This is a genomic window from Edaphobacter acidisoli, assembly GCF_014642855.1.
In the GTDB taxonomy this organism is placed as follows: Bacteria; Acidobacteriota; Terriglobia; order Terriglobales; family Acidobacteriaceae; genus Edaphobacter; species Edaphobacter acidisoli.
This window is the reverse complement of the sequence record NZ_BMJB01000001.1, coordinates 378,962-393,505: the sequence shown is the minus strand read 5'-3', so window position 1 is coordinate 393,505 and position 14,544 is coordinate 378,962. Positions and strand designations below refer to the sequence as shown.

The following is a 14,544-nucleotide window of genomic DNA, read 5'->3' as shown; positions in this document are numbered from 1 at the left end:
GCAATCCTAGCATCCACCGATGGTCTAACCTGTATTGAAACGGCTGATGCTATGGGACTTCAATCAGCTCCATCTTTCCATCACGTCTGCGATGCAGCACCATCAACTGCTCTGAGTAGTCACGGAAGATGAACACATCGCGGTCGCGAAACGCCGCTTCTTTCACTGCCTCTTCAACAGACATAGGGCGCAAAGCTACTCCTTCAGTCGTGCGAGCAATGTGAGGCTCCGGGAGCGGCGATTGAAATGGGAACGAGTGCACGACCATTGGCACAGTCTTGATCCTATCCGGATTCTTAGCGGAGCTCTTCCCTGTGCTTTTTGACACCGTAGGCGTCACAGCTTCGATGACCGCCTTGCCGTGCCCCACCTTTACCTCACCCTTCGGATGCCGCTTTATTGTTCCAGTCTTCTTTTTATGCCTCACCGCCTGTCGCTCGATCTTTTCGAGTGCTTCCTTGAGTGCAGCCTCCATATTGGAAGCCTCACAGGCAGCAACCAGTTTCTGGCTTCTTGTCTGAATGCGGATGTCGGCAATCTGCCGATGTTTCTGGGCTGTCAACGTCACCTGAACGCCGACAGCCGCGCCGACGATCTTCTCAATACGCGTAAGCCCTGCCTCTACCTGTTGCTTGATTTTTTTTGTGACAGCCGTCTGTCGCCCCGTGTATTCGACGCCCATGCGCTCACCTCACAGATGTTCGAAGATTTAGCGTACACGACGCTGGTGGGTGCTGGGAATCTGCATGTCTTCGCGGTATTTGGCCACTGTACGGCGTGTTACCTGAATTCCCTGCCGCTGCAACTCAGCTGCCAACTGGTCATCGGTCATCGGTTTGCGCGGGTCCTCTTCTTCGATCAACTTCTTTACCTTGCGCTTGAGCAGAACCAGCGGAAGATCGCCACCCTCAGGACCGTTCACGGCCTCGGAGAAGAAGAACCGAAGTTCATACACACCCTGCGGCGTATGGACATACTTGTTCGCAACCGCGCGGCTGACCGTCGAAGGATGGACACCAATCTCTTCGGCGACCTCCTTGATCATCATCGGCTTCAGCTCATTGACACCTTGTTCAAGAAAATCATGCTGCCGACGCACAATCGCGTCGCACGTACGCACGATAGTGTTCTTGCGCTGCTCGATGTTCCGGAGCAACTGGATCGCCGATTTGTATCGCTCCTTGACGTACTCCTTGACGTCCTTGTCAGTCTGCTTTTGTTGCAGCATCCTGCGGTAGTTCTGGTTCAGGCGCAGCGTTGGCATGTCCTCTTCATTCATCACGACAACGTACTCACCGTCGCGCTTGACGAAGGCCACGTCAGGCTCAATTAGACGCGTTTCGGAGTGGTTGTAGCGTTGACCGGGCCGTGGATCCAACGTCCGAATGAAATCCACCGCAGCCTGAACTTCTTCCGCTTTGCGGCCACAGTTCCTTGTCAGTTCGCGCATGTCCTTCTTTTGCAGCAAGGCCAGGCAGTTTGAGACGATATGCGTCGCGATATCGAAGATGTCGCCCTTGCCATTAGAAGCGGAAGTGAGGCAATCTTCACGGCGAAGACGGTCTTCGGGTGCCCCACTTGCAGCAGCAATCATCTGTCTTTTGCGAAGTACAATACCCGCCTCGCCACGCTGTGCACATATCTGGATCAGCAGACACTCCTGCAAATTGCGTGCGCCAACGCCCACAGGGTCGAGAAAATTCACCACGCCACGCGCTTCCACCACTGTGGTCAACAGTTGCTGATCTTCGTGCGCGTCTGCCGCTGCCGCAAGATTCGACAAACCTCCGTTAGGCTCGATATGCGCATTTAAGGATGCTGCCATCCACGATTGCACAAGCTTGCCCTTTACCCCGCGCTCAAATGGAATCGGCTCGGGGGTTACCTGGCTATTGAACTCGCGCAACAAACCAATCAGTTCCTCATCTGTGGCTATCAAATAACCGTCTTCGTTGAGGTTTCCTACCACCAGCTCCGTTGCTGCTCGCACACCAGGCACTAGCGACATCGAGCCCAGTTGCCACAGGAGATGATCGCTCAATGAGCTCGGCTGCGAAAGGAAGTTCTCAAACGATGGCTTGTCGATCTCTTCAAAATTCATTGCGGTCTTGAAACCAGGATCGAGATAATCCTGAAAATAGCTGCCAAAGTCGATCTCATCGAAGGGGTCCTTCTCGACACGTTCACTCTCAGCTGCTACTTCTTCAGCAGAGCGCTCGCGGTCGCCCTCCTGCCCAGCCCGCTCGTCCAGAGAGACCGCTGTCTCTTCCAACTCTTCTAACACCGGATTTTCCACCATCTCGGTGTTGATCATCTCTTTCAACTCAAGCTTATTCAGCGCCAGCACGCTGACCATCTGGACCAGGCCAGGGGTCAGCACCTGTCTCTGGGAGACCTTCATGTTCAGCTTGGGTTGCAGCAGCACGTCCGGGACCTCTCTCCTACACCTGATACCTGAAAGATAGTGGAGTCAGGTGCGACGTTTGGCGTTTGTCGTGCATGCCATCCGCAAAAGACTGCATACCTGACACAGTCTACGCGCCTCGAACTCTTTTCGCTGTAAGTCTAACCCCGCCAATGGCTGTGTAAACTCCACCGTTGGCAACTCAAACGTGCCACGGAAGTTGTACTGTTTTGCCGCTTGGCTTTTATCTTGCAAAGGAGTGTTTAAAGCTCTACTTCCGCTCCCCACCCATTCACCCACTAATCCATCGAGAAGTTTTCTCCCAGATAGATACGCCTTACATCCGGATCGCGCCCCAGTTCGCCCGGTGTTCCGGTCCGGAAAATCTTTCCTTCATTGATGATATAGGCACGGTCCGTTACCGAAAGCGTCTCGCGTACATTGTGGTCTGTAATAAGCACGCCGATCCCGTTCCGCTTCAGGCCAAAGATGATCTCCTGCAAGTCCAACACGGCAATCGGATCTATCCCTGAGAACGGCTCGTCGAGCAGAATAAACGCCGGCTCAATTGCTAGGCAACGCGCGATTTCCACACGCCGTCGCTCGCCTCCACTCAATGCATACCCCTTGGTTTTCCTGATATGACCAAGATTCAACTGTTCAATCAGCCGTTCCGTACGGATTCTCCGGCTCTCCCAGCTCAAATCCTGCGCCTCCAGAACTGCCAGGATGTTGTCTTGCACCGTCAGTTTGCGGAAGACCGAAGGCTCCTGCGGTAGATAGCTGATGCCGTAGTTACGTGCTCGCAGATACATTGGCAGCCGTGTGATGTCGTGGCCGTCAGCCATCACGCGCCCCGCGTCCGGTCTAACCAAGCCCACGATCATATAAAAGCTCGTTGTCTTGCCCGCGCCATTCGGCCCGAGTAGGCCTACCACCTCACCCTGCTCGATCTGAAGGCTTACGCCGCGCACCACCTCGCGGCCGCCGTACGACTTTCCTATCTCCTCGGTCGACAATGTCCTCATTTAAGCTTCTTCACCTGCGTCTGGGTGCGGACACGCCCCGCACTGCCGTTTCCTCCATTAGAAACCACGACACTCTCATCTCCCGCATGGAATTCGAGTAATGTACCCGTCACGGTTCCGCGCTGGTCATCGATGACCTCCGGTGGAGCGCTCGGTGTTCCGGTCAGCCTGAACATACCGTCGCTTGCCGTGTAGACCACCTGCTGGCCAGTGGCGCGCCTGCCTGGCTGGTCGACGACGATGCCTCCAGTAGCTACCATCCGCTCTACGCTGCCGCCGATAAACCCGCTCTGTACGTTGCCCTTAGCACCAGGCGCAGTCTTGCCGGCCTGCTTCAGATAGACCACTGCCTGCTGCCCGCGCATTCTTCCGTCCGCACTCGTCACTTCAGTTCCGCCGGCAAAGTCTGCCTCGTGCTTCTCATCCGAATAAACCAGTTCGCGGCTCCTGATCTCGAAGACATTGGCCTTCACTGGCCTGCCAGCCTTCGCTTTGTCCGATGGCTTGGCTGATGAGGTCAGTACGGCTCGAACAGCCATAGGTGCTCCCTGCCCGGCTCCGTGCGCCTCCATGCGCTTCTGCTTGCGATCAAATTGGATTACCGCTGCCTCAACTTGTGAAGCTCCCTGCCAGAGCCGCGCTCGCTGCCCCGCCGCTCCATAGAACATCGCCACATCAGAGTCGTGTTTGAGGTCCGCATGCGAAGCGAGAACATGCACAGGATCCTCGCTTGAGGCTGAGCCCTTAGCGTTCTTTGGCGCCAGATAACTCACCTTCACTGAACCGTCCGCCGTCGCGTCGCCAGTCTCCTGGTCAGCCACCACACGGTCAGCCCACAGCGTGCTCTCTGCATCGTCCACTTGCACATTGCCGGTCAGTGTTGTGCGCTCCAGACCGCCGTCATACGAAACCTGTTCTGCCGTTGCGCGTTCTTCCTCTGGAGCATTCGCCGTTCCTGCTTTCGTCAGGGTTTGGGTCAGCACCACATGCCCCTGCTCCACAGCTGAAGCAATCTCGTCTGTGCCAAACCCTCCCTTCGCAGAAGGCTTCTCCGCTGCCGCCACGGGCTTGAAGATGGCAACCAGCGAGTCCGCCGAACTCGTATTGACCGTGCCTGCGGCGTTCACCCTGCGTAGCGAGGTGTGTCCATCGCCTCGAACCTCAGCCAGGTGCTGCACTCCGTTTACTTCAGTGAATCGAGCTGTCAGCGCATCTCCGGCAAGCGCACTGCTCACCGTGGCGTTTGCGCCGGTGCTCTTCTTGCCAGCATGAACGACCTTGACTGCCGGATTCGTCATGGCCAAAGCCGCACTACCCGTGGCGCTGGCATCCTGTACAAGCGTCTTGCCCGCTGGACTTGTCTTAAGCGCAAATTTCACTTCGCCTGCATTCAACTGGCGCTCACTCCATGCTATTTGCGCCTCCGAAGATCGCAGTTGCTCATGCAGACTCACGGCCCCAGTCATCAACATCTGTTCGGGGCGACCGTTCCTGTCGAACACCAGCCTTGCCTCAGACGCACGGCCCTGCGCCTTCCGCAAAGGCCCGTCAGCTCCAAGCGTTACCCCTCCGGTCATCACAGCTAACTGCGGATCATTGTCTGCATTCAGTGTCACTTTCCCTCGTGGAGCAACAACCATTCCATCCACACTCTTTAGTGTCACCGCTCCGTTAGCGTCCACATTCTGCGCGGTACCGTCGCTACGTAGATGCACGATGGCATGTTCCGCCTGGGCAGATTGCGCCACGCCTGTCTTGTCCGTCGTAACATACCTGGCGCCAGCAAGCGTTACCTGCTGGTTTTCGCGATCCAGCTCTGCATGCGCAGCCGTCAATACTGCCGGACGGCCACGTTCGATTCCAGCGACACTGACAGCCGAATGCAGAATCAGAACACCGGAGTCCGAAGTGTAATCTGCGCCGACCGCGTGGCCCTTCATCCCACCCGCCTCGAACTCAATTGGCTGGTCTGTTGCGGCGACACCAAGCTTCTGCATGTACACCAAGCCGCTCGTCGTGACATGAATCAGGTGTGCGCTGTCGATCTCATCGTTCGCTGCCAGGTCCTTCCCCGCAGCATAGTCCATCTTCGCTTTCGCATCCTTCGCTGCAGGAGCCTGCAAGTCCAGATGCACTTCGCCCATCGCCCGCACCACGCCGTTTTTCTGGTCGTAGTCGAACTCGCTGCCATAGATTCTGTCCGCCCGGTCGCCTTTGCGCCCGTAGAGCACGATCCCCACATCATGCAACGTGTAGTGTCCGTCCTTGTGCTGGATCGCCTTCGAGGCGTGGAGGGTATAGATCGTCCTGCCGCCTTCGGACTGCGAGTAGGTAAAACCGTTCGTCTCCTGTCGTATGTCAGCTCCAAGTTTCTCCGGCAGCGCGGTAAGAAAACGGTGGGCGCGATAGTGCGCATAACCCAGAAAAGCAGCAATCACCGCCACCAGCAGGACTGCGCCCGCCAGCAACCATCTCCGCAGCCTCTCCACCGATACCGAAACAGCCATTCGACTTCTATCTTCTCATCCAGCAGCCGCGCTGCAGAGGCGAATCCCTGTTCCCTGGCGTCGGCAAAGGCTAAACTACACGAATGGCCGATCAACTCTACCTCAGCCTCTGGTTTCCGAACTTCCGCTTCGAGGCCCTGCCTGCCGCGCTTGTCGGCGTTATGCAGCAGTTTGCGGTCATCAGCGGAGACAAGCGTGTCACCGCTGCCACCACTTATCCCATCAGTTTCAACGAATCCCCCGCCTGGCAGCGCATCTACGTCAATGATGAGCGCGCCCAAACTTCCGATGACTCTCTCATCGAAAACGCAGTAGCCGAGGCCACCGAGCAGCTCCACGACGACATGACCTACGAGTTCGAGATGCGCTGGAATCTCTGGGCGCCACTCTCCGACGATGACTTCCACAACCGCCTCGACAGCGGACCAGATCCCGAATCTGCTCGCGCATTTGGCCTCGACACAATATGGAAGCCGCAGCCCCGCACGGTGCGCATTCTCGGCTTCGGCCCCAGTTTCGATGACGCCAGCTACGAGCAGAACGGCCACATCCGTATCGACTTCGGCCTCGATACGCCCTGGATCGTCGAAGACCTCGACCCAGAGGACTTCGACCAGGACGCAGCGAAGCACATCCAGCAGAACGTCGAGATGCTGCTCGCCTTCACCCTTCTGGTCGAAAAGCACTGCGGCATCTCAAGCCGTCTGCTATGGACCGAATCCGGCGAACCTCTTGCCCAGAAGCTCATCGACCGCCTCCAGCGCCTGAATTAAGCTCGTTCTCATAGAAGCTGTTATGGCCTCCGAATCATCTTCGTTTGAACTTCCAACTTAAACCCGTGTATAAGGGATACCGTATTTTGGCGGACCAACCGCACGTATCGTTTACCAGCAAGCCAGGAGAACCCATGATTACTCGTCGAACCTTTCTGGATGGCCTCGCCGCTACCGCAGCCACCGCAGCCGTCGCCTCCACCGCCAAAAGCTACGCCCAGATTGTTGGGGCCAATGATCGCGTCAACTTCGCCGTCGCCGGCCTGAACAGCCGCGCCTACGCGCATCTGGCGGGCATCAAGGCCAACATGAAGAACGCCCGCATCACGCATGTCTGTGATGTGGATAAAGTCATCCTCAATCGCTTCGCTGAACGCGCGAAGACCGCTATGGGCGAAACTCCCAAGACCGATCAGGACTTCCGCAATGCCTTGGCCTCACGCGACGTAGACGCCATCTCCATCGCCACGCCAGACCACTGGCACACCCCCATGGCCATCTATGCGCTTAAGGCGGGCAAACACGTTTATGTCGAAAAGCCCTGCAGCCACAACCCCGCCGAGGGTGCGCTGCTCGTGGAGGCGCAGAAAAAATACGGCAAGCACGTTCAGATGGGCACGCAGCGTCGCTCTTCCCCCGTCTATATCGACGTCGTCAAAAAAATTCAGGACGGCAGCATCGTTGGCCGCGCCTATCACGGCAAGGCATGGTACTCGAACAACCGCAAGTCCATGGGCATCGGCAAAGTCATCCCCGTCCCAGCCACGCTCAATTGGGATCTCTGGCAGGGTCCCGTGCCGCGCAGCGACTACAAGGATAATATCCATCCATATAACTGGCATTGGCTCCGGCGCTACGGCACTGGCGAGGCGCTCAACAACGGCACTCACGAAGTCGACGTCTGTCGCTGGATTCTCGGCGTCACCTATCCCAACCGCGTCACCGCAGCAGGCGGTCGCTACAACTACAAGGACGACTGGCAGTTCTACGACACCTTCAACACCAGCTTCGACTACGGCGACAAGATGATCTCGTGGGATAGCAATAGCTGCAGTGGTATCCGGCAATATAACCGCGACCGAGGCGTTGTCATCGAAGGCACCGAGGGCAGCGTCCTCATCGACGAGGGTGGCTATATCGTCTTCGACCGGCATGGGAAGCAGACAGCTGACGTGCGGGAGGGCAAGGCATCTGACTCAGCCGACCTCACCGGCGCTGACAGCATGACCAACCTGCACTTCGCCAATTTCATCGCCGCGGTGCAGCATGGCGAACAACTCCACCAGCCGATTGCCTCAGGCAACATCAGCGTCACCATCTTGCAGTTGTCGAACATCGCATGGTTCGTCAACCGTGAGCTTCATCTCGACGCATCTAACGGCCATATCAACAATGATGCCGAAGCCATGAAGTACTGGGGCCGCACTTACGAAAAGGGCTGGGAACCTAAAATTTAGGGTTCCCGACAAGTTCACAAAGACTGCAACCTGTCATTAAGACAGGTTGTAGTCTCTTTAAATCTGCAATTAGCCAGCGCCTAAGCAGTCGCAGTGTCTTGCCCCTTGCATGGCAATATAGCCGTCTTACCGCTCTTGATCTTTAATTTTGAAGGTACAGTTCTTACTCAAGCTTTTCCGCAGTGTCGCGGCGACCAGGATTCTTTGTTCGGACAATGATGTGCTGGAATCTACAACTCTCACCCAGAGCCTTGAGAATAGGGGCTATCCCGTGGTTATACCACTACCCTCTGAAAGTGCTGCAGCGCGACATCTCTGAGTTCGGCCTCGCAATTGTTGAGTTTGATATGCCAGAGATGAAGGGCAGAACTGTTGATCCGCATAAGAGCATTGGGAGCAACATACCCGATGTCCTGCTAACGTGGTTACATCAAAGTGAATGGGCGCCTTGAAACAACGGCGGAAGGAGTATGGGCCAATGGAGAGGTGGCTGGTAGTCCGCAGTTCACGCACGTAGCGTTCGGCGACTTTCGTATTCTGCGAGACAACTTCAATGGCGGCAATCGAACTACGGAAGGCCGTTTGATTCCTTTCTCTCTATTTACCGATCCTGAGCTGGCGCTCGTAGGCCTGAGTGAGACAGAAGCTAAGGCAAAAGAAACACCATATCTCCTGTTCAAGATTCCTATGTCATCTGTTTTACGAACTCGAACCCTTTCAGAGATGCGGGGCTTTATGAAGGCACTGGTAGGAACGGACGATCGCATCCTTGGCTTCACTGTGTTTGGAACCAATGGCGGGGAGATTATGTCAGGGATTCAGATTGCCATGATCGGCGGTTTACGTTACACGGCATTGCGTGATGCGATTCTGGCTCACCCCACATTGATGGAGGGGTTGATTGCTCTGTTTTCGTCGGTACCTACGAGTGTTGACTTACATAAATCAATGCCAGAGGCGCGGTGATGAGAGCTTTAGTAAAAATCGTGATTACGGGTGCCTCTGTCATTGTCCTACTACAGTTGGCCCGACCATCGATTCAATCAGGTCCCAATACAGCAGAGATAGAAGCTCCGCAGCAAGTGCGGCAAATACTTAACCGAGATTGCTACAGCTGTCACTCCAATAAAACACGGCTCTCCTGGTTTGATCAGATCGTTCCCGGCTACTGGCTGGTTCGGCACGATATAGTGACAGCACGGGAACACCTCAATTTCTCAACCCTCGGCTCACAACCAGCAGCCGTTCAGATGGGAAAGCTTTATGAGTCCGTCAATATGATGCAACTCGGCGCCATGCCGCCGCGAAAGTTTCTAGCCCTCCATCCTGACGTAAGTGTGACGCCTCAAGATCTCGCTGTTATAAAGAACTATCTTGCGCCATGGAGTTCGGACAGCAGGATAAAAGCTGTTTCAAGCCCGCCCATCGAGCAAGTTCCATTTCAAGCGAATTTGGCACTGGTAGCGAAGGAGATGAACGGCTTGGCTTTTGATCCAGACGTTGAGGATTGGAAGCCAATAAGCTTTACCGATCGAGGCGACAACAACTCGATGCGCATGATCCTTGGCAATGAGATTGCGGTGAAGGCGGCACAATCTGGCAATGTCTCACCTTGGCCCGATGGGGCTCGACTCGCCAAAATAGCCTGGCAACGCGTTGCTGCAGACGACGGCCTGATTCATCCCGGAAAGTTTGTGCAAGTGGAACTCATGGTGAAGAACGCGCATCTCTACAAGGGAACCGATGGATGGGGATGGGGGCGCTGGCGCGGAACCGCGCTGACGCATTATGGATCCAATTCTCATTTTGTTAGAGAGTGCACTAGCTGCCATTTGCCCATGCGTGGGAATGATTCTATCTATACGCTTCCGATTACATCGGCGAAGTCGAGACGCAACGAAGTACTAAATTATAAAGCCGCAGCATTACCGCGAGCGATGCCCTACCAACCACTCGACTGGAGAGCGATCACGATGTATATCGATCCGGTCCACCATACAATGGCAACTCTTTATGGCAATGATGTTGCCGCGAAGGCCGTGCGAAATCATGCCGTCAATTCAATTGCGAAGGCATATCCACCTGGAGCTGTTCTCGTACTTATCACCTGGGTTCAACGCGAGGATCCACATTGGTTTGGAGGACGCATACCGGATGTCCCTGAATCTGTCGAATTTGTGCAGTCCAACGCACCTGGAAGCCCCTCTGAATACAAGCTCTATAAAAATTTCGAAAAAGGTGAGCATAAGGTCCCAGCTGAAGTTGCCATGAAGCGAACAGAATTTATCACTAGCCTGGCTCCAGCGTGGTTGCCTTAAGGCGCTTCAAAATCCAATCTAACCTGCGAAGGAATGAAAGATGAAGGCATATGTCGCGAAGTGAACGCGGTAAAAGCCTGTACCTGGTCCCGGCCAAGCACTTGTGAAGATATGTGCGAACAGGCCCTGATCTCCTACAATTGCGCTCACAGAAAAAGTCGTTCGGATGATTCCGCTTCCGTAGGCACAAAAATGAGGAACCACAGACCGGGAGGATACGTGATGGTTTATTGTGCCTGGATTTGCCTATTACTTGAAGTCCCATACGAAACTAAGTTCTTTGTATGGCGGGGACGACGGGGCTCGAACCCGCGACCTCTGCCGTGACAGGGCAGCGCTCTAACCAACTGAGCTACGTCCCCAGGTTGCCAGGGGCAACTTGGTAAAGCGTCACATAGAACAAGCAAACATCCGTGGAGAGAGGATCTACGCTCGAGTCTACCTTATGTTCCTTTGCCGCCACACGCACGACACTTTGGCATCGTTCCTGCTGCAACGCTTTCAGTCTATCAGATAATATGCCACTTTGGCAGAGCACAAATCCGCCAAAACGCAGGCGGACTGTGGATTATTCACACGGATAAGCAGTCGTCACAATGCAAGGCAAACTCGATAAAACGGCGAAGAGCCTCTCTCCGCCGTTTATCGAGTTTACAAATGGATCCAAGATTCAGAAGACGAGTTTCAAAGCCAGCTGAATGTTACGTGGTTCGTTGACGGTGCTGGTAATCTGGCCAAAGTTATTACCTGGGCTGATGTTGTTGGCGGGTGGAGCGAGGCTCACCAAGTTGAATGCATTCAGGAAGTCGCTGCGGAATTCAAAGTATCTTCCTTCCGTTATGGCGAAGTCCTTCGACAGAGACAGGTCAACCTGTTTATAGCCAGGAGCACGTTCCGAACCTACAGCAGCTGTGCCAAATGCGGTCGAACTCTGTTCGCTATAGGCACAGATGCTGTTATCTGTACCACTGGAGCAGCCCACCGCCGAAGGATCAGTCCCGAACCAGTTGGTCTCCGTGCGGCCAACAATCTTTAAGGAGCGAAGATGGTTGCCGCGGGCAGCGCGCGCGTTGACTGCTGCCGAGTAGAACGAGTTAGATGCAACCGTGATGGGGAAGCCGGTGTGGAAGCTCATGATCGTACCGAATTTCCACCCGCCAATAGCTTCATCTGTAAAGCGATTGATGTTACTTGCGAACTGGCGACCACGTCCAAACGGCAGCTCGTAAACGCCTGAGATCGAGACGTTGTGGCGCGCGTCAAAGAACTCCGGACCATAGTCCCCCCTACCGTTGTAAGCATCCTGCCAGTAGGCGCTCTGCGAGTCTCCTGCGCCGCCGCCTGCACCATAGTAGCCAAGGTTATTGCTAAGACCCTTGCTATACGTCCAGTTGGCCAGTAGCTCCAACCCCTTGTATGCACGACGGCGAGCCGTCACTTGCAGTGAGTTGTAATTCATCCCGGCTTCTGACTCGGAATAGCTGATGTTGGCAATCTGGCTCAGATCCGGATTGAGTTTGGAGAGATTCGTAATCGGCAGAGCACAGGTCAGGCAAGGCCGCTGATTGCCCTCACGCGGATCGACTAAATGGTCTCCAATCTGACCAAGGTAGGCAACAGTCAACGAGGTATAGTTGTCCACTTGGTACTCCGTCGTCAGGTTGAACTGTTGAACGAGCGAAGGCTTGATGTTTGGCTGCCACGCGCGTACATTGCCTGCGTATACATTCGGATCGGACGGACGGTAGAAGCCTGAGGTAACGGCAAGAAATGGCGCGCCGTTGGCACAAGGCAGACCAATACCGCAAGAAGCATCCACGAAGAAGGGCGGATTCAGTGTAAGACGCAGGTTCGCACCCATGCCCTCGAAAGCATTGCTGATACCGTAGCCTCCGCGTACAACCAGCTTATTGTTGAAGTACTCCGGCGAATACGCAAAGCCCAGACGCGGCATGAAACCTGCGTAGAACGCGTTGTACAGTGCGCGAGGTGCTCCGTTGACTCCGGCATAAGTAATCACGCCAGTTGTCAAGTTAATATTGGCCTGCTTGTTGTTGACTTCGGTATAGGGTTGGTCATACTCCCAGCGCATACCAAGGTTCACCGTCAGATTTTGGGTGAGTTTGTAGTCGTCCTGGACGAAAACCGCATCGCGCCACTGCCGCTGACCCCAGCGCCCCGTCAAAGCACCCTGACCTTCGGTCGTGACCTGGTCCTGTAGGAAGTTGCTGACTAATCCATTGAAGTTGAACCAGCCGAGCGTGCCGTCATTGCCCGAATAGTAGCGGTTTTCTTGGTAACGCAGAAACTGCGCGCCGAACTTCAGCGTTTGCTTGCCACGCTGCCAAGTCAGATTATCGCCATAGGTGAAGGCATTCACGATGCTGTCGCTATCAATACCACCATAAGAGCCGTTACCGTCCTGTCCCTGGGGAGCACCTATATCGTCGACAGTGCCCGAATTGGCGCCGTTGCCGATGACCAGCGTGCTGAAACCTGGAACAAGCTGTGTGCCTGGGATGCCGAGCGTCTGGTTGCCTGTCAGTCCCCACTTCCCAGAGACGTCGGTCGGCGTCTGAATGTAACGTGTACGGCCAACGCCTGCGCGCGCCTCGTTGACGATACTGTTATTGATCATCCGTGTCCAGTTGAGGATGAAGCCGGTGTAAGGATCATTGTTATTAGTCGGAATATCGGTAGGAACGGCAACCTTGCTGTAGCCATCATGCTCACGGCCGATAGAGAAGCGGCCAGAGATCGTATCCACTCTCGTCGCGTTCCAATCAATCTTCACGTCCCCTTGGTTGTTCACCGTGGACTGCGAATCAGAACCCACATAATTGACAGTGGTGTTTGCAACAAGAGGGGTCGCGCTGCCCACCGGGTACAGTTCCGGATGAGCATGAAGATAAACCGCCGCCGGGTTTGTAATCGGAGCGCTGGCCCAATCAGCCGCAGTCATCAGCGTGCGGTTTTCAACCTGCGAGAAGTGCTGCCGTGCGCCTTGGTAATCTCCAAAGAAGAACAGTCTATCGCGCAGAATTGGACCTCCGATCGTCCCACCAAACATCGCGCGATTGAACGGCGGTCGCGCCGCTCCCGTCAGCTTATTTCCCCAGGAGTTCGCATTCAGGTTCTGGTTCTCGCCAAAGAAGAACGCATCGCCGTGGAACTGGTTCGTACCAGCCTTGGTCACCATCACCACCTGGCCGCCATTCGCGTTGCCATACTCCGCGGTGGAGTTGCCGGTGATGATCTTCATTTCGCCGATCGCGTCTACGTTAGGGCTATAGCCAATATAGTTGTCGATCGCCTCGTTGATGTCAGCGCCATCGAGCGTGTAGTTGTTACTCTGCTCGCGGTTGCCGTTCACAAAAAAACCACCGTTGTACTGGCCACGTCCCACGTTATCCAAGGCCATTGGGTTAGGTGTAATTGCTCCGGCAACCAGCGTCGTCAGTGTCGAAAAGTTACGGCTCTGCAGAGGAAGCTCCGTTGCAGCGCGTGCCGTAATAGTGCCGCCGGTCGTCGCATCTTCCGTATTCAGAATCGGTGCTGTATCGGTAACAACGACTGAACTGCTGGTCCCGCCCAGTTGAAGTGCAACATCGACCTTCGCGATCTGGTCCACTTCAAGAGTGAAGGTGCTGGTGGTCTGAGGAGCAAAGCCAGCCGCCTGAATTTTAACTTTGTACTGCCCGATCGGAAGAAACCGCAGCGAATAAATACCGCTTGAGTTCGTGACCGTCGGAGTCACAACATTCGTCAGAACATTAGTCGCCGTCACCTTCGCACCGGCGACAACGGCTCCGGTCGGGTCCGTCACCGTACCAGTAATGGTGCCGGTAATAGTCTGGGCAAGCGCTGGAACACCTATCAGTGCGGCCAGCGTGAATACCAGCATGCCGTGCATTGCCGACTTCAGCTTACTGTGCATCGCATTCCTCCAAAGAAGTGGTTTTACTGTTATCTATCGTTGATTTGCAGCCAGGCGACGTATGTCGTGAATTGGAGCGGATCATTGCGCATGAGCAGCCTGCGCATCTGCACGCTTTCA

At 55.1% G+C, this 14,544-nt stretch carries 9 protein-coding genes and 1 tRNA gene; 4 read left to right on the top strand and 6 right to left on the bottom strand.

Going from position 1 to position 14,544, the window contains the following annotated elements; genetic code table 11:
* Window positions 1–49 precede the first annotated feature (49 nt).
* The 4 genes from hpf to IEX36_RS01455 form a co-directional block, all read right to left on the bottom strand.
* Window positions 50–682: a ribosome hibernation-promoting factor, HPF/YfiA family gene (gene hpf, locus IEX36_RS01470; protein WP_188757590.1), complete on the bottom strand. Its 633-nt coding sequence runs from the start codon at window positions 680–682 to the stop codon at window positions 50–52.
* A 27-nt stretch (window positions 683–709) separates the two neighbouring features.
* A complete protein-coding gene (rpoN, locus tag IEX36_RS01465; RefSeq protein WP_188757589.1) occupies window positions 710–2,425 on the bottom strand; it encodes an RNA polymerase factor sigma-54 in 1,716 nt (571 codons plus the stop codon).
* Between the two features lie 278 nt (window positions 2,426–2,703).
* The gene (gene lptB, locus IEX36_RS01460; protein WP_188757588.1) at window positions 2,704–3,432 is read right to left on the bottom strand and encodes an LPS export ABC transporter ATP-binding protein; all 729 of its coding nucleotides are present in this window, start codon (window positions 3,430–3,432) and stop codon (window positions 2,704–2,706) included.
* Window positions 3,429–5,939: an LptA/OstA family protein gene (locus IEX36_RS01455; protein WP_188757587.1), complete on the bottom strand. Its 2,511-nt coding sequence runs from the start codon at window positions 5,937–5,939 to the stop codon at window positions 3,429–3,431. The genes lptB and IEX36_RS01455 overlap by 4 nt, the downstream gene beginning before the upstream one ends.
* 83 nt (window positions 5,940–6,022) lie before the next feature.
* Between IEX36_RS01455 and IEX36_RS01450 the strand changes: the two genes are divergently transcribed.
* The 4 genes from IEX36_RS01450 to IEX36_RS01435 all read left to right on the top strand — a co-directional run bounded on the left by IEX36_RS01450 (window position 6,023) and on the right by IEX36_RS01435 (window position 10,487).
* Entirely contained in the window at window positions 6,023–6,712 is a 690-nt protein-coding gene (locus tag IEX36_RS01450) for a hypothetical protein (RefSeq protein ID WP_188757586.1), read from the top strand.
* Between the two features lie 134 nt (window positions 6,713–6,846).
* Window positions 6,847–8,169 (top strand): Gfo/Idh/MocA family protein, encoded by a 1,323-nt coding sequence (locus IEX36_RS01445; protein WP_188757585.1) that lies wholly within the window; start codon window positions 6,847–6,849, stop codon window positions 8,167–8,169.
* Window positions 8,170–8,655: 486 nt separating this feature from the next.
* Window positions 8,656–9,135: an oxidoreductase dimerization domain-containing protein gene (locus tag IEX36_RS01440; protein WP_229668616.1), complete on the top strand. Its 480-nt coding sequence runs from the start codon at window positions 8,656–8,658 to the stop codon at window positions 9,133–9,135.
* Window positions 9,135–10,487 carry a cytochrome P460 family protein gene (locus IEX36_RS01435; protein ID WP_188757584.1) on the top strand — a complete coding sequence of 451 codons (1,353 nt, stop codon included), beginning with the start codon at window positions 9,135–9,137 and terminating at the stop codon, window positions 10,485–10,487. Before IEX36_RS01440 ends, IEX36_RS01435 begins: the two co-directional genes overlap by 1 nt.
* 285 nt (window positions 10,488–10,772) lie before the next feature.
* Here IEX36_RS01435 and IEX36_RS01430 read toward each other — a convergent pair.
* Together IEX36_RS01430 and IEX36_RS01425 are read right to left on the bottom strand one after the other, a co-directional pair.
* Window positions 10,773–10,849, bottom strand: a tRNA-Asp gene (locus IEX36_RS01430).
* Window positions 10,850–11,157: 308 nt separating this feature from the next.
* Complete coding sequence (locus tag IEX36_RS01425; RefSeq protein ID WP_188757583.1) at window positions 11,158–14,424, bottom strand: TonB-dependent receptor; 3,267 nt, start codon at window positions 14,422–14,424, stop codon at window positions 11,158–11,160.
* Window positions 14,425–14,544: the final 120 nt, after the last annotated feature.

Coding starts and splice junctions, on each gene's coding strand:
- hpf (WP_188757590.1), bottom strand. CDS start 682: ATGGGCGTCGAATACACGGGGCGACAGACGGCTGTCACAAAAAAAATC.
- lptB (WP_188757588.1), bottom strand. CDS start 3,432: ATGAGGACATTGTCGACCGAGGAGATAGGAAAGTCGTACGGCGGCCGC.
- IEX36_RS01455 (WP_188757587.1), bottom strand. CDS start 5,939: ATGGCTGTTTCGGTATCGGTGGAGAGGCTGCGGAGATGGTTGCTGGCG.
- IEX36_RS01450 (WP_188757586.1), top strand. CDS start 6,023: ATGGCCGATCAACTCTACCTCAGCCTCTGGTTTCCGAACTTCCGCTTC.
- IEX36_RS01445 (WP_188757585.1), top strand. CDS start 6,847: ATGATTACTCGTCGAACCTTTCTGGATGGCCTCGCCGCTACCGCAGCC.
- IEX36_RS01435 (WP_188757584.1), top strand. CDS start 9,135: ATGAGAGCTTTAGTAAAAATCGTGATTACGGGTGCCTCTGTCATTGTC.
- IEX36_RS01425 (WP_188757583.1), bottom strand. CDS start 14,424: ATGCACAGTAAGCTGAAGTCGGCAATGCACGGCATGCTGGTATTCACG.